The organism is Pseudomonas sp. SK2 (genome assembly GCF_016772395.1).
GTDB lineage: Bacteria > Pseudomonadota > Gammaproteobacteria > Pseudomonadales > Pseudomonadaceae > Aquipseudomonas > Aquipseudomonas taiwanensis.
Genome location: NZ_CP061944.1, coordinates 4,497,318 through 4,520,612 on the forward strand (window position 1 = coordinate 4,497,318; position 23,295 = coordinate 4,520,612).

At 62.7% G+C, this 23,295-nt stretch carries 18 protein-coding genes and 1 pseudogene; 5 read left to right on the forward strand and 14 right to left on the reverse strand.

Annotated features, from left to right (window positions below; genetic code table 11):
- The first annotated feature begins 16 nt into the window (after positions 1-16).
- Entirely contained in the window at positions 17-865 is an 849-nt protein-coding gene (gene nadC / locus IF103_RS20205; protein ID WP_202675625.1) for a carboxylating nicotinate-nucleotide diphosphorylase, read from the forward strand.
- An 86-nt stretch (positions 866-951) separates the two neighbouring features.
- On the opposite strand, the gene trxB is transcribed toward nadC, so the two are convergent.
- Positions 952-1,914: a thioredoxin-disulfide reductase gene (gene trxB / locus IF103_RS20210; protein ID WP_023382308.1), complete on the reverse strand. Its 963-nt coding sequence runs from the start codon at positions 1,912-1,914 to the stop codon at positions 952-954.
- Between the two features lie 328 nt (positions 1,915-2,242).
- Here trxB and cysZ point away from each other — a divergent pair, with 328 nt between their 5' ends.
- On the forward strand, positions 2,243-2,971 hold the full coding sequence (cysZ, locus tag IF103_RS20215; RefSeq protein WP_202675626.1) for a sulfate transporter CysZ: 729 nt from the start codon (positions 2,243-2,245) through the stop codon (positions 2,969-2,971).
- Positions 2,972-3,045: 74 nt separating this feature from the next.
- Here cysZ and IF103_RS25500 read toward each other — a convergent pair whose 3' ends face one another.
- On the reverse strand, positions 3,046-3,477 hold the full coding sequence (locus IF103_RS25500) for a methyl-accepting chemotaxis protein (protein WP_390897466.1): 432 nt from the start codon (positions 3,475-3,477) through the stop codon (positions 3,046-3,048).
- 162 nt (positions 3,478-3,639) lie between these two features.
- Positions 3,640-4,362 (reverse strand): annotated as a pseudogene (locus IF103_RS25505) (PAS domain-containing protein); the annotation flags it as partial.
- Positions 4,363-4,540: 178 nt separating this feature from the next.
- On the opposite strand from IF103_RS25505, the gene IF103_RS20225 reads away from it, so the two are divergent.
- Positions 4,541-5,743 carry a glycosyltransferase family 4 protein gene (locus IF103_RS20225; RefSeq protein ID WP_027907453.1) on the forward strand — a complete coding sequence of 401 codons (1,203 nt, stop codon included), beginning with the start codon at positions 4,541-4,543 and terminating at the stop codon, positions 5,741-5,743.
- Here the strand turns inward: IF103_RS20225 and IF103_RS20230 are convergent.
- From IF103_RS20230 to IF103_RS20240, 3 genes are all read right to left on the reverse strand, one after another.
- The gene (locus IF103_RS20230; RefSeq protein ID WP_023382312.1) at positions 5,712-6,815 is read right to left on the reverse strand and encodes an NADH:flavin oxidoreductase; all 1,104 of its coding nucleotides are present in this window, start codon (positions 6,813-6,815) and stop codon (positions 5,712-5,714) included. The two genes, IF103_RS20225 and IF103_RS20230, sit on opposite strands and share 32 nt — an antisense overlap.
- A 181-nt stretch (positions 6,816-6,996) precedes the next feature.
- Positions 6,997-7,479, reverse strand: coding sequence for a glutathione peroxidase (locus tag IF103_RS20235; protein ID WP_023382313.1), 483 nt, complete (start codon positions 7,477-7,479; stop codon positions 6,997-6,999).
- A 145-nt stretch (positions 7,480-7,624) separates the two neighbouring features.
- Positions 7,625-8,110, reverse strand: coding sequence for an FKBP-type peptidyl-prolyl cis-trans isomerase (locus IF103_RS20240; RefSeq protein ID WP_023382314.1), 486 nt, complete (start codon positions 8,108-8,110; stop codon positions 7,625-7,627).
- A 14-nt stretch (positions 8,111-8,124) separates the two neighbouring features.
- On the opposite strand from IF103_RS20240, the gene IF103_RS20245 reads away from it, so the two are divergent.
- Together IF103_RS20245 and pta are read left to right on the forward strand one after the other, a co-directional pair.
- Positions 8,125-8,412 carry a DUF3565 domain-containing protein gene (locus IF103_RS20245; RefSeq protein ID WP_023382315.1) on the forward strand — a complete coding sequence of 96 codons (288 nt, stop codon included), beginning with the start codon at positions 8,125-8,127 and terminating at the stop codon, positions 8,410-8,412.
- Positions 8,413-8,443: 31 nt separating this feature from the next.
- Positions 8,444-10,531 carry a phosphate acetyltransferase gene (pta, locus tag IF103_RS20250; protein ID WP_202675627.1) on the forward strand — a complete coding sequence of 696 codons (2,088 nt, stop codon included), beginning with the start codon at positions 8,444-8,446 and terminating at the stop codon, positions 10,529-10,531.
- Between the two features lie 81 nt (positions 10,532-10,612).
- On the opposite strand, the gene IF103_RS20255 is transcribed toward pta, so the two are convergent.
- The 8 genes from IF103_RS20255 to IF103_RS20290 all read right to left on the reverse strand — a co-directional run bounded on the left by IF103_RS20255 (position 10,613) and on the right by IF103_RS20290 (position 23,264).
- Complete coding sequence (locus IF103_RS20255; RefSeq protein WP_023382317.1) at positions 10,613-11,332, reverse strand: YiaD family glycine zipper/OmpA-like lipoprotein; 720 nt, start codon at positions 11,330-11,332, stop codon at positions 10,613-10,615.
- Positions 11,333-11,441: 109 nt separating this feature from the next.
- Positions 11,442-12,083: an MBL fold metallo-hydrolase gene (locus tag IF103_RS20260; RefSeq protein WP_041925550.1), complete on the reverse strand. Its 642-nt coding sequence runs from the start codon at positions 12,081-12,083 to the stop codon at positions 11,442-11,444.
- Positions 12,084-12,439: 356 nt separating this feature from the next.
- The gene (locus IF103_RS20265; protein ID WP_023382319.1) at positions 12,440-13,132 is read right to left on the reverse strand and encodes a sensor histidine kinase; all 693 of its coding nucleotides are present in this window, start codon (positions 13,130-13,132) and stop codon (positions 12,440-12,442) included.
- Positions 13,129-14,736: a tetratricopeptide repeat-containing response regulator gene (locus IF103_RS20270; RefSeq protein WP_023382320.1), complete on the reverse strand. Its 1,608-nt coding sequence runs from the start codon at positions 14,734-14,736 to the stop codon at positions 13,129-13,131. The genes IF103_RS20265 and IF103_RS20270 overlap by 4 nt, the downstream gene beginning before the upstream one ends.
- A gap of 162 nt (positions 14,737-14,898) precedes the next feature.
- The gene (locus tag IF103_RS20275; RefSeq protein WP_202675628.1) at positions 14,899-17,616 is read right to left on the reverse strand and encodes a winged helix-turn-helix domain-containing protein; all 2,718 of its coding nucleotides are present in this window, start codon (positions 17,614-17,616) and stop codon (positions 14,899-14,901) included.
- A gap of 315 nt (positions 17,617-17,931) precedes the next feature.
- Positions 17,932-19,296 (reverse strand): DUF1329 domain-containing protein, encoded by a 1,365-nt coding sequence (locus IF103_RS20280; RefSeq protein WP_027907455.1) that lies wholly within the window; start codon positions 19,294-19,296, stop codon positions 17,932-17,934.
- 17 nt (positions 19,297-19,313) lie between these two features.
- Positions 19,314-21,251 carry a DUF1302 domain-containing protein gene (locus IF103_RS20285; protein WP_023382323.1) on the reverse strand — a complete coding sequence of 646 codons (1,938 nt, stop codon included), beginning with the start codon at positions 21,249-21,251 and terminating at the stop codon, positions 19,314-19,316.
- A 330-nt stretch (positions 21,252-21,581) separates the two neighbouring features.
- Positions 21,582-23,264 (reverse strand): fatty acid--CoA ligase, encoded by a 1,683-nt coding sequence (locus tag IF103_RS20290; protein ID WP_023382324.1) that lies wholly within the window; start codon positions 23,262-23,264, stop codon positions 21,582-21,584.
- Positions 23,265-23,295: the final 31 nt, after the last annotated feature.

Below are 23,295 nucleotides of genomic sequence, written 5' to 3' on the forward strand. Positions count from 1 at the left end.
GCTTGTGGAGCCGAACATGCCGAACCTACGCCTCGCCGACCTGACTGCCGAAATCGAAGCCAATGTGCGCCGTGCGCTGCTGGAGGACATCGGCAGTGGCGACATCACCGCACAGCTGATCCCGGCCGAGCGCCTGGCCAAGGCCACCATCATTACCCGCGAAGACTGCGTGATCGCCGGCACTGCCTGGGTCGATGCGGTGTTCCGCCAGCTCGATCCGCGGGTGGCCGTGCACTGGCAGGTTGCCGATGGCGAGCGGGCCAAGGCCAACCAGGCCTTGTTCCACCTCGAAGGCCCGGCACGCTCGCTGCTAAGTGGCGAGCGCTCGGCGCTGAACTTCCTGCAGATGCTGTCGGGTGTCGCTACCCGCGCGCAGGCGCTGGCCGACAGGGTGAGCGATACCCAGGTACGCCTGCTCGACACCCGCAAGACTTTGCCCGGCCTGCGCCTGGCGCAGAAATATGCGGTCACCTGTGGTGGCTGCTACAACCACCGCATCGGTCTGTACGACGCCTTCCTGATCAAGGAAAACCACATCGCCGCCAGTGGTGGCGTCGCCGAAGCCGTGGCGGCGGCGCATCGCATCGCTCCGGGCAAGCCGGTGGAGATCGAAGTGGAGAGCCTGGACGAGCTGCGTCAGGCACTTGATGCCGGGGCCGATATCATCATGCTCGACGAACTGACCCTGGACGAGATGCGTGAAGCGGTGCGGATCACGGCGAGCAAGGCGAAGCTCGAAGCCAGCGGCGGGGTGAACGAGAGCACGCTGCGGGTGATTGCCGAGACGGGCGTGGACTACATCTCGATTGGTGCGATGACCAAGGATGTGAAGGCGGTCGACCTGTCGATGCGGTTGAGCCTGTAAGAGGCGGTTGAGCCTGTAAAAAGTCCAGATACGAAAAGGGGCTGCCTAGCAGCCCCCTTCCGGTTCGGTCGTGAAACGCCCTGCGATCAGTGCGAGGCGTTTGCCAGGCCATCCAGGTAGCGCTCGACGTCCAGTGCTGCCATGCAGCCTGCGCCGGCCGAGGTGATGGCCTGACGGTAAACGTGGTCTGCCACATCGCCGGCCGCGAACACGCCCTCGACATTGGTGGCGGTGGCGTTGCCGTCACGGCCGCCGTTGACCACCAGGTAGCCGTCCTTGAGGGTCAGCTGGCCTTCGAACAGCGAAGTGTTCGGGGTGTGGCCAATAGCGATGAACACGCCGTCGACCTTGATTTCGTCGCTGCTGCCATCGTTGTTCTTCAGGCGCGCACCGGTGACGCCCATGTTGTCGCCCAGCACTTCATCCAGCGTGGCGTTGAGCTTGAGCTCGATCTTGCCTTCGGCGACACGGGCGTTGAGCTTGTCGACCAGGATCTTCTCGGCGCGGAAGGTATCGCGGCGATGCACCAGGGTGACCTTGCTGGCGATGTTGGCCAGGTACAGCGCCTCTTCCACGGCAGTGTTGCCACCGCCCACCACCGCTACCGGCTTGTTGCGGTAGAAGAACCCGTCGCAGGTAGCGCAGGCAGAAACGCCTTTGCCCATGAAGGCTTCTTCCGACGGGAGGCCCAGGTAACGAGCGCTGGCGCCGGTGGCGATGATCAGTGCGTCGCAGGTGTACTTGCCGCTGTCACCTTGCAGGGTGTAGGGCTTGTTGGCCAGGTCGACGGCATTGATGTGGTCGAAGACGATTTCGGTCTCGAAACGCTCGGCGTGCTCCTGCATGCGCTGCATCAGGGCTGGGCCGGTCAGGCCGTGGGGGTCGCCCGGCCAGTTGTCGACTTCGGTGGTGGTGGTCAGCTGGCCACCGGCCTGCATGCCAGTGATCAGCAGGGGCTTGAGGTTGGCGCGGGCGGCATAGACCGCGGCGCTGTAACCGGCAGGGCCGGAACCGAGAATGATGACGCGCGAATGACGTACTTCGGACATGTCGAACTCCTGTCGAGCCGGCCGCACAGGGCCGGTATCGGTGTACCAGCTGCGCAGCTGAAATTAAAAGGACCTACGCAACACTTGGGGAAGTGCTACATCGCGCAGGCCCGAAACCTGAAAAGTTGAGCGCACTGTAGCGAGGTCGCAGAGATTAAGGAAATATCCTTCGACAATCCACCTCATAGGCATCCTCTATACCCCAATTTCGACGAAGGAAAACACCTGGCGCTTTTGTTACAGCCGGTTTCCCAACCACCGTCCGCCTTTCGTCAGCGCCGCAAACTCGGTAAGGTCAGCGCGTTTTCCCTCTGTGCGGAGTGTCCCGATGCAAGCCCCTGTCCTTTCCGGTCCCCAGTACCTTCGCGAAGGGTTGAAACTGGTGCTGAGCCCGAACCTTCGGTTATTCGTGCTGCTGCCCCTGGCGGTCAACCTGCTGCTGTTCGGCGGGCTGATCTACTTCGCAGGCCATCAGTTCAGCCTCTGGGTCGACGCCCTGATGCCGACCCTGCCTGAGTGGCTGAGTTTTCTGACATACATTCTATGGCCACTGTTCGTCGCCCTCGTGGTGTTGATGGTGTTCTTCACCTTCACCGTGCTGGCCAACGTGATCGCCGCGCCGTTCAACGGTTTTCTCGCCGAGAAAGTCGAAGTGGTGGTCCGCGGCCAAGACACCTTCCCGCCGTTCAGTTGGGGCGAGCTGGTGGCGATGGTGCCGCGAACCCTTGGCCGCGAAATGCGCAAGCTGGGCTACTTCCTGCCACGGGCCATCGGTCTGTTCATCCTGTCGCTGATCCCGGTGGTCAACGTGATAGCGGCGCCACTGTGGCTGATCTTCGGTGTGTGGATGATGGCCATCCAGTACATCGACTACCCGGCGGACAACAACAAGATGAGTTGGCAGGACATGCTCGCCTGGCTACGTAGCAAGCGCTGGCAGTCGCTGGGCTTTGGCGGCATCACTTACCTGGCGCTGATGGTGCCGCTGGTGAACGTGCTGATGATGCCGGCGGCGGTGGCGGGGGCTACGTTGTTCTGGGTGCGCGAGCGTCATTGAGCTCAAGGCGCCGCAAAGCGGCGCATCGCCGGCAAGCAGGCTCCTGCAAACCGCACGGGAGCCGAGCGCCTGACTCAGTGGCTGAGCTGGCTGGAGAACTGCCCCACCGCATCCACCACTTTCTTCGCCCCTTCCTGAATCTCGACGATCACCCCACCGGTATCGGCCGCCAGCGCCAGCCCCTGCTCTGCCTGGCGCTTGCTGGTGTCAATGATCTCTACCGCGGCCTGGGCAAGCTGCTCGTTCTGCTGCACGACCCTGGCGATCTCCTCGGTGGCGGTACTGGTGCGCGAGGCCAACTGACGCACTTCGTCGGCTACCACGGCAAAGCCTCGGCCCTGCTCGCCTGCGCGGGCTGCCTCGATGGCGGCGTTGAGGGCCAGCAGGTTGGTCTGGCCAGCGATGTCGCTGATGGTCTTGATGATCGAACCGATCACCCGCGACTGGGTGTCCAGCGCCTTGATCCCTTCGGCAGCCTCCTGCATGGACGTTTCCAGGCCCCGCATCACGCTTACCGACTGGGTCACCACGTCAGTGGCCTTGCGCGCGCTGGAGTCCGTCTCCAGCGACGTGTTGTAGGCAATATCGGCCGCCTGGGCCACCGCCAGTTCCTGATTGACCTGGTCGGTGATCACCGTGGCGAACTTCACGACTTTGTACAACACATCCTGGGCGTCGAAGATCGGGTTGTAGGAAGCTTCCAGCCAGACCACCCGACCGTGGGCATCGACACGCTTGAACCGGTCGGCCACGTATTCGCCACGACGCAGTTTTTCCCAGAATGCCTGGTACGCCGTAGAGTTCGCTTCTTCCGGCTCGCAGAAAATACGGTGGTGCTTGCCACGCACTTGCTCAAGGCTATAGCCCACCGACTGCAGGAAGCGGTCGTTGGCCGTTAACACATAGCCATCGAGGTTGAACTCGATCACGGCAGTGGAACGCATCAGCGCGTTGATCAGGCTCTCGTGCTCGCGCGACGTTTCGATGGTGCGGGTCAGGTCGCTGGAGTGCATGGTGAAATGCTTGATCCGCCCATCGCTGCCCTTGACCGGCTGCAGGATCGAACGCAGCCAGGCCTCCTGGCCGTTGCCACGCAGCAGCCGGAAAGCGCCGTTGAGGTGTTCGCCACGGGTGATGGCGTTCTTCATCCGCTCATAGAAATCAAGCTTCTTCACGTGCGCGGGGACGATCTCTTCGATATTGCGTCCTATCAACTGCTCGCTGCGGTACAGCATCTCGCTTTCGAAGTTGCTGTTGACCGCGTCGATGCGTCCCTGGGGGTCGAGCTGGAGCACGAGCATCTCGCTGTCGAGGCTGCACTTGACCTGCTCGATGGACAACAGGTCCTCGCGCAACTGCTGGATTTCTTTCTTGAGCTTTCTGTTGAACATCACCGCTCTCCCGGAGCGCGACCCATGATGGAATGCATCTGCATCGGCTACAGGTCCACGGTTCTTGAGCACTTTGCAACGAAATATTCACAGCGCCGGCGTCGCCGGAAATCAGGCGTCATCCGTGCGTCACTTCATCGTCACATGAGCGCAATGAAGCAGGCGGAAACTTTTTGTCATGAATATGCCAGCCCTTCGCATCGCCCTTGTCAGTGAAACCTTCCCACCCGAGATCAACGGTGTGGCCAATACCCTTGGCCACTTGAGCGAAGGGCTTCGGCAACGCGGCCATCAGGTGGAAATAGTACGGCCACGCCAGGCCGGTGATGGTCGTGACGAAAGTGACCAGGACCTGCTGCTGTGTCGAGGCTGGGCCCTGCCCGGCTACCCTGGGCTGCAATGGGGCGAAGTATCGATGCATACCCTGTGGCGCCGCTGGCGCAAACTGCGCCCGGACGTGCTGTACATCGCCACCGAAGGGCCGCTGGGGCTCAGCGCCTTGCGCGCAGCGCGGCGCCTGGGCATCGCGGTCGTCAGCGGCTTTCATACCAACTTCCCGCAGTACTCCGGCCAGTACGGGCTGGGCTTGTTGGCACGGCTGCTGACCCATTACCTGCGCTGGTTCCACCGGCGCACCGCCGCCACACTGGTACCCAGTGCCAGCCAGCAGCTTGAACTCGAGCGCCGGGGGTTCGAACGCCTGGCATTGATGGCCCGGGGCGTCGATGCCTGCCTGTTCAACCCGGCGCGACGCAGCCAGGCGCTGCGCGACAGTTGGGGGCTGGGGCCCCATGACATTGCCGTCCTGCATGTCGGGCGACTGGCCGCGGAAAAGAATCTCGGCCTGCTGCGGCCCTGCCTGCAAACCTTGCAGAACACTTATCCACAGCTGCGCCTGCGCCTGGTGGTGGTGGGTGACGGCCCACAGCGAGCAACCCTCGAGCAGCAACTGCCGGAGGCCGTCTTCTGCGGCGCGCAACGAGGCGAATCCCTGGCCGAACACTATGCCAGTGGCGACCTGTTCCTGTTTCCGAGCCTGACCGAGACCTTTGGCAATGTCGTGCTCGAAGCGCTGGCTTCCGGCCTGGCGGTGGTTGCTTATGACGAGGCCGCCGCCGCCCAGCACATTCGCCATGGTCACAGCGGCGCCCTGGCCATGCCAGGAGACCAGGCCGCCTTCATCGACGCTGCCTGCTGGTTGCTGGAAGAGCACGAAACCCTGCGCCGTGTGCGCCTGAACGCTCGCCAGCATGCCAGCCGTCAGGGCTGGCCGGCGATTGTCGAGCAGTTCGAGGCGCACCTGCAAAGCGCCTGCAACCAGGCGCTAGCGACAGCCCCTGCGCTGACGATCAAGCCAGGGTCGACAATGCCTCGCGGCTAAAGGGCAGTACCTCCGTCTCACGCCCCTCGCGGACCTTGAGTGCCCACTCGGCATCCACCAGCAGCGCCCTACCCACTGCCACCAGGTCGAACTCTTCATCGCCGAGGCGACGCAACAGCCCTTCGAGGCTGGCCGGCTTGGCCACTTTGTCGGTGTCGACCATGAACTGCAAAAACTCCCCCTCCAACCCGACGCTGCCCACGGTGATGGTGGGCTTGCCGGTGAGCTTGCGGGTCCAACCCGCCAGGTTCAGTTCAGAGCCTTCGAACTCAGGCTCCCAGAAACGTCGAGTTGAACAGTGGAAGATATCCACACCGGCTTCGGACAACGGCTTGAGGAAAGCGCCCAAGGCCTCCGGGGTGTCTACCAGTCGTGCACTGTAGTCCTGCTGCTTCCACTGCGAGAAACGCAAGATGATCGGAAAGTCCGGGCCGACCGCGGCGCGTACTGCCTGGATCAGCTCGATGGCGAACCGCGAACGGGCGGCCAGGTCGCCGCCGTATTCATCCTCGCGCTGGTTGCTGGAGGCCCAGAAGAATTGGTCGATGAGGTAGCCATGGGCACCGTGAATCTCCACCCCATCCATGCCAATGGCCTGGGCATCGCTGGCGGCCTGGGCGAAAGCGCTGATTACCTCACGGATATCGTCATGGGTCATTCCATGCACCAGCACCTGGCCGTCTTTTACCTTCTCGCTCGGCCCGTAGCCCGGCACACTGGCATCTGGCTCGGTACCCAGGCGGCGTACCGCGCCCACGTGCCAGAGCTGCGGCACGATGCGCCCGCCTTCGGCGTGAACCGCATCGACCACCTGTTTCCAACCCGCCAGGGCATCCGCGCCGTAGAAACGTGGAACGTTGGGGTAGCCATTGGCCGCCCGGTGACCCACTGTGGTGCCCTCGGTGATGATCAACCCCACACCTGCGGCCGCGCGGCGGCGGTAGTAATCGACGACGCCATCGTGAGGAACGCCACCAGGGCAGAAGGTCCGGGTCATGGGGGCCATGACGACGCGGGTCGGCAACTGCAGGGCGCCGAAGGTAAAGGGTTGGAACAGCGGGTTGGTTGACATGGGCGCGCGTCCGTCTGGGGAGGAATTGCGCCTGAGGTTAGGGGGAGAGGAAGGCCTGGCCCAGTATTATTGATCTGGGTGATTCTGGGGTATCGCCGGTACCGGCCTCATCGCCGGCGAACCGGCTCCCACAGGACCTGCGCGGTCCTCTGTCGGAGCCGGCCTGCCGTCGATGAAGACTTCAACCCAGCGCTTTCTCGATGGCCTGCACCACGGACGGATCATCCGGCGCGGTACGCGGTGCGAACCGGGCCAGCACACGCCCGTCCTTGCCCACCAGAAACTTTTCGAAGTTCCAGGTGATATCCCCCGGGAACTCGGCGCCCTCGCCCGCCAGCAGGCGATACAACGAGTGACGTTGCGGCCCGTTTACTTCGAGTTTGCTTCCCAGAGGGAAGCTCACGCCGTAATTCAGGCTGCAGAACGCCTGAATCTCCTTTTCGCTGCCCGGTTCCTGGCCGGCAAACTGGTTGCATGGCAGGCCAAGCACGTTGAAACCTTTGTCCTTGTAGTCCTGGTAAAGATTCTCCAGGGCTTTGTACTGCGGCGTCAGACCACACTTGGAGGCGACATTGACCACCAGCACCACCTGGCCCTTGAACGGGGCCAGGGGCAGGTCCTCGCCGTTCAACGCCTTCAACGTCAGGTCGTGAAATGCACTCATGATAAATCCCCTCTGAGGTTCCTGGTTGCCGCTGGGGCGAAACCCGCCCACTAAAAAGGCGCTCGTTCAAGCCGTCCACCTTCCGTTGGGAAGGCTGGTCGGCTTGCCCGAGCGCCTGGCGACTTTCTGAGCTTAGCGCAGAAAATCAGTGGTGATGGCCACCTTCACCATGGATGTGACGGTGAGCGATCTCTTCCTCGCTGGCGTCACGCACGTCGACGACCTTGACCTTGAAGTTCAGGCGCTGGCCAGCCAGAGGGTGGTTGCCGTCGACAGTGACGTCATCGCCGTCGATGTCGCGGATGGTGACGATCTGCATCTGGCCGTCCGGCGCCGAAGCGTGGAACTGCATGCCGACTTCCAGCTCGTCGACGCCTTCGAACATGCTGCGGTTCAGGGTGCTGACCAGCTCGGCCAGGTATTCGCCGTAGGCTTCTTCCGGCTCGATGGCAACGGCCAGCTCGTCACCGGACTCTTTGCCTTCCAGGGCTTTTTCCAGGCCCGGGATGATGTTGGCGGCACCGTGCAGGTACACCAGCGGCGCGCCGCCGACGGAGCTGTCGATGACCTCACCGGCGTCGTTGGTCAGGGTATATTCGATGGAGACAGCCTTGTTGGCGGCGATCAGCATGGGGGCACGACCTTTTGCAAAAGTATGTAGAGGACACCAGTGTAACCAAGGCACCGTCCGAATGCGAACGCACCGCGGACCAGGAGCGGCCCATCAGTCGGATCACCGGCTTTCACCAGGACGAAGAAGGCCACTGGGTGGTCGAGCTTTCCTGCGGCCATACCCAACATCTGCGCCACCAACCCCCTTGGCAGGCTCGCCCGTGGGTGCTCGACGCCGGACAACGGCGACAGCACATCGGACAGGCTTTCGCCTGCGGCTGGTGCGCACAGGGGGCCGATAGCGCTACCCTTGGCCGTTGATTCCTTGCACCGCTTATTTCGAGAAGCACGCATGCAGACATTTTTCATTGCGCCGACCGACTTTGGTGTCGGCCTGACCTCCATCAGCCTGGGCCTGGTGCGCACCCTGGAGCGCGCCGGGCTGAAGGTGGGTTTCTTCAAGCCCATTGCCCAGCCTCATCCGGGCGATACCGGCCCCGAGCGCTCCAGCGAGCTGGTGGCCCGCACCCACGGCATCAAGCCGCCTGTTCCACTGAGCCTGGCCCATGTGGAACGCATGCTCGGCGACGGCCAGCTGGACGAACTGCTGGAAGAGATCATCCGGCTTTACCAACAAGCTTGCGTCGGCAATGACGTGGTGGTGGTCGAAGGCATGGTGCCAACCCGGCATGCCAGCTATGCGGCGCGGGTCAACCTGCACCTGGCCAAGAGCCTGGACGCCGAAGTGATCCTGGTTTCGGCGCCGGAAAACGAAGTGCTCAGCGAGCTCTCCGGCCGCGTCGAGTTGCAAGCCCAGCTGTTCGGTGGCCCACGCGACCCGAAAGTGCTCGGGGTGATCCTCAACAAAGTGCGAACCGATGAGAGCATGGCCGAGTTCGCCATGCGCCTTCGCGAGCATTCGCCCCTGCTGCGCGGCGATGACTTCCGACTGCTCGGCTGCATTCCCTACCAGCCCGAGCTCAATGCCCCGCGCACCCGCGACGTGGCCGAGCTGCTGGGTGCGCAAGTGCTCAACGCCGGCGACTACGAGCAGCGGCGCATGAACAAGATCATCATCTGCGCCCGCACAGTGGCCAATACCGTCCCCTTGCTGACGCCGGGCACCCTGGTGGTCACGCCAGGCGACCGTGACGACATCATCCTCGCAGTGAGCCTGGCGGCGATCAACGGCGTCCCCCTGGCCGGGCTGTTGCTGACCAGCGACAGCAAGCCAGACACCCGCATCCTTGGCCTGTGCCATGGCGCCCTGCAGGCTGGCCTGCCGATCCTGTCGGTCAGCACCGGCTCGTACGACACCGCCAACCAGCTCAACTCGTTGAACCGCGAGATACCGGTGGATGACCGCGAGCGCGCCGAATTCATCACCGACTTCGTGGCCAGCCACCTCGACGCCGCTTGGCTGCACCAGCGTTGCGGTACCCCGCGCGAGCTGCGCCTGTCACCCGCGGTGTTCCGCTACCAGTTGATCCAACGCGCCCAACAAGCCAACAAGCGCATCGTGCTGCCCGAAGGTGCCGAGCCGTTGCTGGTGCAGGCGGCTGCCATCTGCCAGGCGCGCGGCATCGCCCGCTGCGTGCTGCTGGCCAAACCCGAGGACGTCGAGGCGGTAGCCCGCGCGCAGGGCATCAGCCTACCGGCGGACCTGGAAATTCTCGACCCGGAACAGATCCGCGGGCGCTATGTCGAACCGATGGTCGACCTGCGCAAGAGCAAGAACCTCAATGCGCCCATGGCCGAGCAGCAACTGGAGGACCCGGTCGTGATCGGCACCATGATGCTGGCACTGGATGAGGTCGACGGCCTGGTTTCTGGCTTGGTGCACTCCACCGCCAACACGATCCGCCCTGCCCTGCAACTGATCAAGACCGCCCCGGGCGCCAGCCTGGTGTCCTCGGTGTACTTCATGCTGTTCCCCGACCAGGTGCTGGTGTACGGCGATTGCGTGATGAACCCGCACCCCAGCGCCAGCGAACTGGCCGAAATTGCCCGGCAGAGCGCCGAATCCGCGCAGGCGTTCGGCATCGCGCCACGGGTTGCGATGATCAGCTATTCGAGCGATTCGGCGAGCGATGATGAAGTGGAAAAAGTGCGAGAAGCGACACGCCTGGCACAGAGCGTCGAACGTAACCTGCTGATTGACGGCCCGCTGCAGTACGACGCGGCAGCCAACCCCGAGATCGCCCGTCAGCTGGCACCGCAAAGCCCAGTGGCCGGGCGTGCCACGGTATTCGTATTCCCCGACCTGAATACCGGCAACACCACCCACAAAGCGGTGCAGCGCAGCACCGACGGGGTCAGCCTGGGACCTATGCTGCAGGGGTTGCGCAAGCCGGTGAACGACTTGCCGCGTGGAGCACAGGTGGACGATATCGTGCACACCATTGCCTTGACGGCGATTCAGGCCAGCGTGGTGCGCTAGAGAGAAGGGGCTGCATGGCAGCCCCGGATCAAGGCCGCTGCGACAGTGGTTGAAGACACTGCGCAGCAGCCCCTATCTCAATCAAGGGTACTGCTGAACCTGACCCTGCTGGTCATACTGCTGGCCAGGAATCGGCTTCAGGTTGACCTCGACACGGCGGTTCTGCGCCCGGCCATTGGCATCGGCATTGCTGGCAATCGGTTGGTCCGGGCCCATACCGCGCACCGTGACGCGCGAGGCATCGACACCTTGGGAGGTCAGGTAGCTGCTGACTGCCTGGGCACGGCGCTGGGACAGGTCCATGTTGTGCTGGCGGCTGCCGGTGCTGTCGGTGAAGCCAACCACTTCGATGGTGTTCTGGTTGAACTGCTTGAACGAACTGGCCAGGTTGTTCAGCGGTGTGTAGAAGCTAGGGGCAATGTTCGCCGAATCGGTAGCGAAGGTAATGTTGCCTGGCATGATCAGCTTGATCTGGTCACCCTGACGCTGAACCTCGACGCCGGTGTTTGCCATTTGCGCGCGCAGCGCGGCTTCCTGCTTGTCGGCGTAGTAGCCATAGCCTGCGGCAGCGGCACCGACGGCGGCTGCACCGATCAACGCACCCTTGCCACGGTTGTTGTGGTCGATGGCGGCACCGGCGATAGCACCGGCCAGCGCGCCCAAGCCACCGTACTTGGCGGTTTTGCTCATCCCGGTGGAGCCCTGCGCCTGACCCTGGCTGTCATAGGGGTTCTGGTTGGCACAGCCGGCCATCAGGGCCGCGGCGGTTGCGACGATAATCAGACGACGCATGGTGAACATGGACAAGCTCCTACTGAAATTCATGTGTACGGCAGAGCGCGAATGGATCTTCGCCAGCCTTGGATGGGTAATTTACGGAAAAATTCCATGAAAGGCTTTTCATGATGGCTCACGCCCGCACGAAAGGGTTCTCGCGCATTTCGTCGCCCAGGCGTGTGTCAGGGCCGTGGCCAGTCACCACGATGGCCTCTTCGTCCAGGCGATACAACCGTTCCTTGATAGAGCGCACGATGGCCCGCTGATCGCCACCCCACAAATCGGTGCGGCCAATTCCACGGCGGAACAGGGTGTCACCGGCTACCAGCAGCTTGGCCTCGGCGAACCAGAAGCTCATCGAACCCGGCGTGTGTCCCGGGGTGTGCAACGCCACGCCACAACCGCAGGCCAGTTCCTCGTCGTCCCCAAGCCAGCGGTCTGGCGAAGGCACCGGCGTGTAGGGCACCCCGAACATCTGGCACTGCATTTCCAGGTTGTCCCACAGCGGCTGGTCATCCTTGTGCAGATGCAGGGTGGCGCCAGTCAACTCCTTGAGCTTGCCTGAGGCAAGGAAATGGTCGAAGTGCGCGTGGGTGTGAATGATGCTCACCAAGGTCAGGCCATGGGCCTGCAGGCGGGCGAGAATCTTGTCCGGGTCACCCCCAGGATCGACCACGATGGCTTTTTTGCTGACAGGGTCGCCGATCAGCGTGCAGTTGCACTGCAGGGGGCCGACGGGGAACGTTTCGCGGATGAGGGTGGTTTGCGGGGGCATCTGGCTACCGGGCATGTCCGAGTATGTTTTGGGCGATTCAGACGAGAGCCTACCATCAGTTCTGTAGTGAGGCGCAGATCGAGCGCCGCCCGCGCAGCGAATCGCGAGCAAGGCTCGCTCCTACGTTTGTTTCGGGCCAGTCATGGCTACGGGATTTGCGCGCGACCGCTTTGGTGCACGGCGCGAAACCGAGTCTTACGAACAAGGCGGTCGCGCGTGTCTGCCACTGGTGTTACTGGCCAAAAAAACGTAGGAGCGAGCCTTGCTCGCGATTCGCCCCGCGGGCGGCGTTCGCATTCATAGGCGCTAAAAATACATGCGTACGCCAATACCCTCAACGCAATTCACCACCAGCCTCAAGGCAAATACAACCGGAACAACCCACCGCCAAGCGCCCCGCCATTGGCAATCTCGATCCGTCCGCGTACGCCATTGCGTTCATGCAGTGCCGCAATCCTGGCCGCGAAGTAAAGACCAAGCCCGGTGCTGCCACTCTGCGGGTCGATCCCTTGCACATAGTCCAACTGCCGTTCGAGCATGCGTGGCGGGTAACCCGCGCCATCGTCGTTGACGCTTATCACCAACTGCTCACCGTCTTCCTCGATGCTGATCAGCAGCGCATGGCCGGCATAACGGATGGCGTTGGTGAGCACATTGGCCACCACCGTGGCGACCAGTTCGCGGTCGAAAAAACCCAGCGGGTTGTCGCTGTCGATACGCCAGGTAGCGAGGATATCGCGGTGCTTGAGCACCTCCTCGTGAGCGGCGAGCTGGGCCTCGATGAAGTCGTCCAGCTCGTGGTAGTCCGGGCATACCGGCAACTGGTTGACGCCCAGTTTGTAAAGGCCCAGCAGCTGCACCAGCATGCCGTTGAGATGACGAAACTCATGTTCCATGACCCCTTGCTCGGACCCGCCGCGCAACTCCTCGGGCAAGCGCGCCAGCCACTGGTCGTGTGCCTGGATCAACGCTGACAGCGAGTTCTTCACGTCATGCACGGTGGAGGCGATCACCGTGGAGAAATCCAGCCCCTGGTTGTCCTGGTTCATGCGCCGAATATCCGAACGTGCAATTTGCGATAGCGGTCGTAGCGGCTATCGCTGGCGGGGATGCCGGCCACACTGTTCAGGCAACTGCGGCACTCTTGCATGATGTCGGGCGATGGCGTTTCACCCCCGATGCGCAACAACGCCTGGGCCGTGTTCAGCGCGATACTGATGTTCTTCGGTTGCAGCCCCAACGCCTTGCGGAACATCTCCAGCGCCTCGTTCAACTGCCCGCCCTGGTAACTGCGCACCCCCTGACGGTTGAGGTCGACAGCCTCGGTGACAGCGCCAAGCACCGCCGGGTCGTCAGTCAGCTTGGCGACGCTTTGCATGACCTTGGGGTCGTCGCCATAGGTTTCCACGCAACCTTTGAGAATGGCGCCGCCCGCTGCCTCCTGGCCAAGCGCTTGCAACTGCTTGGCCACGGTAAGGGCAGCCTCGACCGAGAAGAACTGCTCCATCTTGTCCAGACGCTGCATGGCTTGCTCAGTCAACTTGGCGGCGGTTTCGGCATCACCTGCCTGCTGCAGGCTGGCGGCCTTCATCAAGCGGGCGCGAACCTGCAGACCCTGGTCCTCGACGTTCTCCTTGGCCACCTCGCTGAGCACGGTATTGATCTCGACGCGAGTACGCGCATCGAGGCCAAAACCCGCGTTCTTGTTCATCAATGCCTGAACCAGGCCAAGGTTGCTTTCGGCATCCTTGTAGCGCGAGCTCTGCCCCTGGTTCACCGCATGCCGATAAGCCTTGGAGGCACTTTCGAAATCTTCGTTGCTCAACGCCAGCTTGCCCAGGGCCGCCTGACGCCTTACCGCGAGGGGCGACAGGCGCACGGCTTCTTCCAGCATGTGCTGGGCACGCTTGGTTTCGCCTTGGGCGACCAGCACCTCGGCCATGCCGTCGTACAGCGCCGGCATGATCGGGAAGGCTTTGAGCGCCTGTTCATACACGCCCTGGGCCTGGGCATGCTGACCACGCTTGTGCAGCAGGCTGCCCAGCGCCGAGTACGCCCACGGCTGCGGTCGGCTGGCGAGAATGGCCTTGAGGAACTTGTCCAGCTCGTCGAAGCGGCCGAGATCGCGCAAGGCATCGGCCCGATAGCGCAGGCACAGCGGGGCGAAGCGCGGGTCCTGCTTGCACAGCTCGGCGCACGCGGCCAGCACTTCGGCCGGACGACCGCGGTCCAGGGCCTGGAGTATCGGCTTGAGCAGGGTCTTGCGCTGCACCAGCTTTTCCAGGCGCTGAGCCAGGCCAACGCGGTTGAACGGCTTGGTCAGGTAGGCATCGGGCTCATGTTCGATCGCGCTGAGCACGATGGCTTGGCTGCTTTCGGCCGTCACCATGATGAAGACGCACTCGTGGCTGATCAGCTTGTCGAGGATCAGGTCCTCCAGCACCTGCTGGCCGTTCTTCTTGCCGTCGCCCAGGTGGAAGTCCTGGAGGATAAAGTCGTAGCGCTTCTGCCCGCACATGCGGATGGCCTGCTCGCCACTGTCGGCGGTGTCCACATCACGCACGCCCAGTTCGCGCAGCATGGAACGGGTCGACGTGCGAAAGTCGGTGAAGTCGTCGACGATCAGAAAGCTTTTTTGCCCGTACTGCAGCATCAACACGACCTGTCTTGGGATAATTGGAAAATGGCGCGTGGCGATGCATACCGCCGATTTTTTTATCGGCAGCACTTCAGGAAAGATGAGCCCGGAGAACGCGACGCCCAATTAATGGCACTGAGCCATCATTTTACAAGGCGACAGCCTGCAGAACCAGCTTCAGGCCAGCAGGCCAAGGGACTTGGCCTTGGCCACGGCCTGGGTGCGCCGCTCTACCCCCAGCTTGCTGTTGATATGACTGGCGTGGGTCTTGACGGTGTGCAAGGAAATGAACAACCGCTCGCTGATCTGCTGGTTGGAACAACCTTGGGCGATCAGCTCCAGTACGGCGAGCTCCCGGCTGCTGAGGGCTTCAGCATTGCCAGCGCTGGCCAGCGGCAGTTCGGGCAGACGCGCAAGCAATTGGGCCTGGGCATAACCGCCTGCATTCGCCAGCAACTGTTCGCGCAGCCAAAGCGGATGCGCCTCGATCAAGCGCTGGAAGGGCTGCAGAATGCCACCTTGAGCCGCCGTCAGCGCCTTGGGCAACAGGGCAGAGGCCTGCGCCTCCAGCCCCTGCTCCAGCAGCAGGGCCATCCACTGGCACAGCGCAAACACCGTCAGCATCATCCCGCCGCTGGCCTGGCCTCGCTCGACCAGGCTCGAAAGGCGCCGCACCGCCTCTTCGCTGCGCGATTGGATACGCTCGAGCAGCGCCTGCTGCAGCTCGATGTGCAGTGGCAGCAAGGGGTGGAATTCCGGGGGCGCCGCCGCATGCTCGCCACCGTAGGTCTGGCCCAGCCGCAGCAACCAGGACTCGGCAAGGTCGGTGCGCCCCTGGGCCAGCCACAATTCACATTTCACCAAGGTGATCATGGCCAGGTAGTAGATCGGCGGCACGTCCCAGATGTGCATCAACCGCTCTGCCTCGGCCAGCTCGGCGAACGCTTCGGCAAACTGGCCTTCGCGGCCATCGAGCGAGGCGATCACGCAGTGCCCGATCAGTACGCTGATATCACGACAGGCGCGCGCTTCGCCGAGCCCCGCCCGCAAACGCGCCCGGCCCTGCGCCGGCTGCAGGTTCGAAGCGAGCAGGTATCCTTCATACAGCGTCAACCGCGCGCGCACGGCATAGAGCCGCTGGCCCGACAGCCCTTGCAGACGCTGCAACCCCTGGCGAACTTCATCCAGAGCCCGCAACACTTCGCCACGGGCATGCAGGACACGGGCACGGTCGTAATGAGCAAGCGCCTCGAACAACGGGTTACCGACCCGCTGGGCCAGCTCCAGCGCCTCGCGGTTCCAGCCCCTGGCACGCCAGAAGTCGGAATCGGCGATGGCCAGGTTGGAGAGCGTCGAAAGGCATACCAGGCGCTGGCCATAGCGTTTGTTCGGCAGACTCTGCAACGCCTCGCCGCAGTAAGTCAACGTGCGCTCACGGTCACCACGCCCCCGGGCGATCACACCGCTCAGCGCCAGCCACTGAGCCAGCATGGACTTTTGCGCAGTGGCCGATGGCGCAGGCAGGAAGCGGCTCAGATACCCCGCCAGTTCCTCCGCGGCATCCAGCTGACAGGCCAGCCCCAACGCCCAACTGTACAGCACGATCAGCCGCGGCGTGCTGATCAGCAGGCTGTCCGGCAAGTCCATCTTCCAACGCAGCAACATGCCGACATTCTGTTCGGCCAGCAGTTGTTCTTCCGACAGGCTCTGCACCAGATCGGCAGCCACATCCAGGTGGCCGGCGCGCAGGGCTTGCTCCACCGCTTCATCCAGCAGGCCTTGGGCCTCGAACCAACGACAGGCACGCAAGTGCAGTTGCGCCAGCGGTTCACTGGCCTGGCGACTGCGCAGCAGGTCAGAGAACAGGTGGTGGTAGCGGAACCAGTGGCCGTGCTCGTCCAAAGGCACCAGGAACACCTGGTGAGCCTGCAGGTAACGCAGGATCGTGGCGCTGTCTTGACGCTCGCGCAGGGCATCGCACAGCGAAGCGCAGAATCGCTCCTGGCAGGCGGTGTCGTACAGGAACGTCTGCACATCGGCCGGCAGGATGTCGATCACTTCTTCCAAGAGGTAGTCGCGGATCAGCCCCTCGCCGCCATGCAGGGCCTGGGGTAAGGCATGTTCATCGCCGGACTCGCTGGCCGCCAACTGCCAGAAGCGCAGCCCGGCCACCCAGCCATCGCTGCGCTGGATCAGGTTGTCCAGGGCCTGGCCACGCAGCCCAATGGGTTGCCGGCCAATGACCGCCAGCGATTCATCAGGCGTAAGTCGTAAGTCCTGCTCGTTCAGTTCCACCAGTTGCCGCGACAGGCGCAGGCGCGCCAGGTGCCAGTCTGGTCGTTGACGGCTGGTGATCAGCAACACCAGCCCATTGGGCAAGTGATTGAGGAAAAACTGCAAGCACCGGTCGAGTACCGGCCCCTGCGCCAGGTGATAGTCATCCAGCACCAGCAACAACGGGGTGTCGGGTTGCAGGTATAGCGCCAATTCGTCGAGCAGGCCGTCGATCCACTCCTCGAACGCGAACGGCTGATGGCGCTGGCGCATTTTCAGCAGCCCCATGGCCTGGCCACCCAGCGCCGGACAGAACTGCTGGAGGCCTTCGAGCAACCGTTCGAGGAAACGCCCAGGATCGGCATCGCGGCGGCTCAACCCGAGCCAGAGGCTACGCCAGTGATCGGGCAGTGCCTGGCTGAACTCGACGGCCAGGGAGCTCTTGCCGAACCCGGCCGGGGCATTGACCAACAACAAGCGCCCCGCCAACCCTGCATGCAGGCGCTGGCACAAGCGTGGGCGCGGTACATGGCCCTCCGGCAGCGGTGGCCGGAAGAAACGCCCGTCCAGCAGGCCCAAAGCCTGGCTGGCGAATCCATTCATACGGGACAGATCTGTCATGGCCGGCTCGTTCTAGTTGGAAGACTTCGGCAGTACGGATTGCTGCGAGACTAGCGGGTAACTCGGCGTATTTGAAGATGATGGACGCTACAGGCACAAAAAAGACTACGACAAAAAGCAACAGCACCGATGGACAAAGGCTGGAGCGGGGGTTTGCCAGGGTATTCAGCACAATGATGGGGTGCTTATCGCTGGCCAGCCGATGCCCATGTGCAGCGCGACGACCTTGCGGGCGGCGGGGCCTGTGGCAAAAACAGAAACGCCCCGGCAAGCCGGGGCGTTCTGGGAGATAGCAAGGTGTTTTCAGGTTGGGGTTCAGCGTACCCCTGTCTGGCGCAGCGCAGCAGGCTGGAAGTCGGCCTTGCTGGCACTGAAGCCGAAGTCGTAGGCACGTTTTTCCTCGTTCTTCATGCCCAACGCCAGGTAACGGCCCGACTGCAGGTCGTAGATGGCTTCCAGGGTGTACCACGGCACCTGCACGTTGTAGTAGTCCTGGGAGTGGGCTTCGGAGACGCGCCACAGCTGGCCACGGCCGTCGTACTGGTCGATCACCGCCGCCTGCCAGGTGTCTTCGTCGATGTAGAAATCACGCTTGGCGTAGATGTGGCGCTGGCCAGGCTTGAGGGTCGCAACCACATGCCACACTCGGCGCAGCTCGTAACGCGCCAGGTCCTGGTTGATGTGACCGGCCTTGAGGATGTCGGCGTACTTGAGCTTCGGGTCATCGAGCTTGTAGGCGTTGGAGGCGATGAACATCTCCTTCTTGCCTTCGAGCTTCCAGTCGTAGCGGTCGGGTGCGCCGTTGTACATGTCCAGGTTGTCCGAGGTGCGCAGACCGTCGGCCGCGGTACCCGGGCCGTCGTAGGACACTTGCGGTGCCTGGCGAACACGACGCTGGCCGGCGTTGTAGATCCAGGCCTTGCGTGGCTCCTTCACCTGGTCCAGGGTTTCGTGCACCAGCAGTACGGTCCCCGCCAGGCGCGCCGGCGCGGTCACTTCCTGCTTGAAGTAGAACAGGATGTTGCCGGGGTTGTTCGGGTCGTAGTCCTTCATCTTGTCACGGAAGACGAACTGGTCCGCGAAGTACACCAGGCTGTAAGAGCCGTTCTGCTGCGGTGTGGCCTGGGTTACCAGACGGCTCACGCTGCCGCCGCGATAGCGAGTGATGTGGTTCCAGACCACTTCCAGGCCACTTTTCGGAATTGGGAATGGCACAGCGGTCTTGAAGTTGTTCAGACCATTGCCACCTTCGACCAGGGTGGTCTTGGTAGCGTTTTCCTTGATGGCGGCGAACACCTCATCAGGCACGGTGGCCCCGCGGTGGGTCGGGTAGACCGGGATCTTATAGGTGTCGGGGTAGCGCTTGAACATCGCTACCTGGCCGGGAGACAGCTTGTCCTTGTACTGGTCGACGTTCTGCGCGGTGATGGTGAACTTGGGCTTTTCGCTGCCGTACGGGTCCGACAGGAAGCCTTTGCTGTCGACACTGCCGGCAGTCTTGGACAGCGGCTGCCAGGCCGTGATCGAGCCGTCGGCGTTTCCGGCCTTCTCGGCGCCCATTGGGGTCAGGGTACTGCCCAGCTTGGCCGCTTCGTCGGCGGAAACCGCAGCCATGACGCTGGTCGCCAGCAGGGACAGGCCCAGTACCCCGGCTTTCAGCAGACTTTTGGTTGTTTTCATTGTCTGTCTCGTCCTGATTAGAAGTTCATGCCGAAGCTGAGGGCGACGAAGTCGCGATCATCCACGGTGGTGTACTTGCCGTCGAAGAAGTTGGTGTACGACAGGCTGGCGGTGTAGGTGTTCTGGTACTCGGCGTCCAGGCCGAGGCTGACTGCCTTGCGGCCTTCCTCGAAGTTGCCGCCTGGGCCTGGCGAGTAACCGTCGACGTCGTGGGACCACGCCACGCTGGGGCGCAGGTTCACGCCAGCGAAGACGTTGTTGTAGTCCCAGATGGCCCGCACGCGATAACCCCAGGAGTCGGAGGTGGTGAAGCCATCGTTTTCACAGTAACGCGACAGGTTGTTCTGCGGACCACCGGCCAGCGTGCTGCCGTTGAGCGCCTGGCAGGTACCATTGGGCAGCGGACCCGGACCGTACACCGGGTCACGCCCGTAGCGCGCCTTGGAGGTGCTTTCCAGGCCACCAACGTGGGTCCAGCCAACCTCGCCCACCATGGTCAGGCGCTCCGCGCCCATGACCTGGTCGAAGAAGTGGGTGAAGGTGGTTTGCAGCTGGGTGATTTCCTTGCGGCGATAGCCTGGCTGGTCGGTATCGGCCTTCCCTTCCAGGACCGAGGCATTGGGGTTGAGCGGGGTCAGGCCCGAGTAGAGGATATCGGTGGTGTTCAACTGCACCGGTGCGTTCGGCCGGTAGCTGATCTCGCCGCTCCACGCCGTGCCGGTGGGCAAGGTGGTGGAGAAGCTCAGGCCGTACAGGCGGATGTCCTCCGGATACTCCACGTAGTAGCTGGAGTTGCCCGCCACATACAGCGGCATCAGCGCCTGGAGCAGCGCCGGGTTGGTCGCGGCAGCGGCCGGAACACCCGCAGCGATCAGTGCCCCGGCCAGGTTGCCCGGCTGGTAGAAGCCGGCAGCCGCGCCACGGCCGCTGAAGATCGGCGCACGGCTGTGGTAGTTCATGAAGTAACCACCGAACTCGGTGTTCAGCGGCTCGTACATATAGCGCAGGGCCACACCGAACTGGCCGCTGTCACGGGCGTCACGGTCGGCGTCACGCTTCACGATCACACCCTCGTCAGGCGAGCCCCAGGTCACGCCTTGCCCGGCCAGCGCATTCATGGCCGGGCCGGCGAATGGGCCGATCTGAGCGCCAAGGCGGCTCGCCACGGCATCCTGGGTGGCCAGCACCGCCAGGTTGTTGTTGCAACCATCGGCAATCACGTCGGGCTGGGAGAAGAAGGTGCCGCAGTTGTCGACGACGGTCTGGTCCCACTCCAGTTGGTAGAAGCCTTCCATGGTCAAGTTGTCGGTGACGCTTTGCGACAGGTAGAACATGTTGACCGGGATCAGGCCTTCCTTGATTTCCGCGCCAGGCCGGCGGAACGCCGAGACATCGATTGGGTTGATGGCGTTGATGCCGCCGCCGATGAAGGTACTTTCGCCCCAGCTCACGACCTGCTTGCCGAAACGAACGGTACCCGGCAAGTCACCCAGGCTGTAGTTGTGATAGATGAATGCGTCGAGGATTTCCCCGCCTGCGGACTTTGCACCTTCCTTGCGGTTGGAGTCACTGATGTCCTTGAACTCGCGGTGCTCGTCCTTCAGTTCGAAGTCGTACCAGTACTTGCCACGCACGAATACGCCCGTGTCGCCGTACTTGAGTTCGAGATCGTGAATACCCTTGAAGATCTTCGAGAAGGTCTCGCCCTTCTTGAAGTTCAGGTGGCCATCGTCGGAGGTCTGCGACAGCCCCCGGCCGCCATTGTTGACCCCGATGAGGTTCTTGTTAGGGTTGGCGGTCGACCAGCTGGCGCCAATGGAGAGCGACGAGTCGAACTGGCCTTCGATTTCTCCGATGTTGAAACTGACCGCGAAAGCTGGACTTGCGAGCGTAGAAGCGAGGCTGACGGCCAGGGGCAGCTTGGCCCGGCGCCAGAACAGGTTTGCAGATTTCATCGACGCTACTCCATGTACTTTTTTGTTATGGCAGTGAGTCCTTTCAGAAACGGCCCGTGCGACCGGTATGCAGGCGTTTACCTGCGGCGACACGTGTTGCGCATGTCGCCCTCCCCCATTCCTGAAAAATCCCCTGGCCTCGACTATAGCCAGCAGGCACAGGTGCTTGATCCCTCTAAAGTGTGATTTGCGTTCCGTGCCTGCAACGCGACCCGTGACAGTGATCACGGCGCGCCAGCAGAGCGAAGCATGGCGCATTTTCGCCGTTTGGCAAGGCGCTGCCTCTCTAGCATGCGGGTCGCGACCGTTTGGAGGCGACCCGCGACAGTGTTACAGGGTCGACAGGAACGCACTGTTACTGGCTTGCCACTGAACGATGTCCTGGCGGATACGCTTCTTGTCGAGCTTGCCGACACTGGTCTTGGGAATTTCAGTAACAACGGCGATCTGGCTTGGAATGGCCCACTTGTTGATATGCCCTTCTTCGACGAACGGCTTGAGATGATCCTTGAGCCCCTTGGCATCGATTGCCTGCCCGTCGCGTACCACCAGCAAGGCAAATGGACGCTCGCCCCACTGCGGGTCGGCAACCCCCACTACCGCCACCTCGCGTACCGCCGGATGACGGCTGATCAGGTCCTCGAGGTCCAGCGACGAAATCCACTCGCCGCCAGTCTTGATCACGTCCTTGATGCGGTCGCGGATGTCGATGTAGCCCATGCCATCGAGGGTCGCCACATCACCGGTATGCAGCCAACCGCCCGCCCACAGCTCCTGGCTTTTTTCCGGTTCTTTGAAGTAGCCCATGGTCAGCCACGGCGCGCGCAGCACCAGCTCGCCCTGGGTCTCACCGTCGGCGGGGAGGAAATTGCCGTTGCCATCGACGATAGCGGCCTCCACCAACGGCACCGGCACACCGGCCTTGATCCGGTAGGTGACCCGTTCGTCCTCGCTGCCAGCCTGCAATTCGTCGTTCAGGTGCGCGGCGGAGATCAGCGGGCAGGTTTCGGACATGCCGTAGGCGGCCGTGAGCTGGATGCCACGGGCCAGGGCAGCGTCGTACAGGGAACGGTTGAGCGCGCTGCCGCCAATGATGATTTTCCAACCGCCGAAGTCCTCGCCTTGCGACGACGGACAGTTGAGCAGCATCTGCAAAATGGTCGGTACGCAGTGGGAGAAGGTGACTTTTTCCTCGCGCCACAACTTGACCAGCATGTCCGGTTCGTAACGCCCTGGGTACACCTGCTTCATGCCAAGCATGGTAGCGGCGTAGGGAATACCCCAGGCATGCACATGGAACATCGGTGTGATGGGCATGTACACGTCATTGCTGCCCAGCAGCCGCACGCTGTCGATGCTACCGGTGACCGAGGCTTCGGCCAGGGTGTGCAGCACCAGTTGCCGATGGGTGAAGTAAACCCCTTTGGGGTTACCCGTGGTGCCGGTGGTGTAGAACGTGGTGGCTACCGAGTGCTCGTCGAAGTCAGGGAAGTCGTAATGCGGGCTGGCGGCGGCCAGCAACTGTTCGTATTCGCCCACCAGGTTGGGCAAGTCGGCGGTTTTGTCCGGGCCGTCGGTCAGCAGCAGCGTCTTGTCGACTGTGGTCAGTTGCCCCGCGATAGCTTGGTAGAGGCCGACGAAGTCACTGTTGACCAGCACGAAGCGGTCTTCGGCATGGTTCATGGTGTAGAGGATCTGTTCGGGCGACAGGCGTACGTTGATGGTGTGCACCACTGCCCCGATCATCGGGATGGCGAACATGCATTCCAGGTAGCGGTGGCTGTCCCAGTCCATCACCGCGACAGTGTCGCCGGCCTTGACCCCGGCTTCGCTCAACACGTTCGCCAGCCGGGCGATCCGCTCGTTGAGTTGTGGATACGTCAGCCGCACCTGGTCGCGATAGACGATTTCACGCGTCTTTTCGTAGCGGCTGCCCGACATCAGCAGGCGTTTGATCAGGAGCGGGAAGGCATAGGCGCCCTCGGCGGGCTTGATGATGCGAGTCTGCAGCATGGGTATCCCTTTTCTTGAAAGCGTGTCGGAC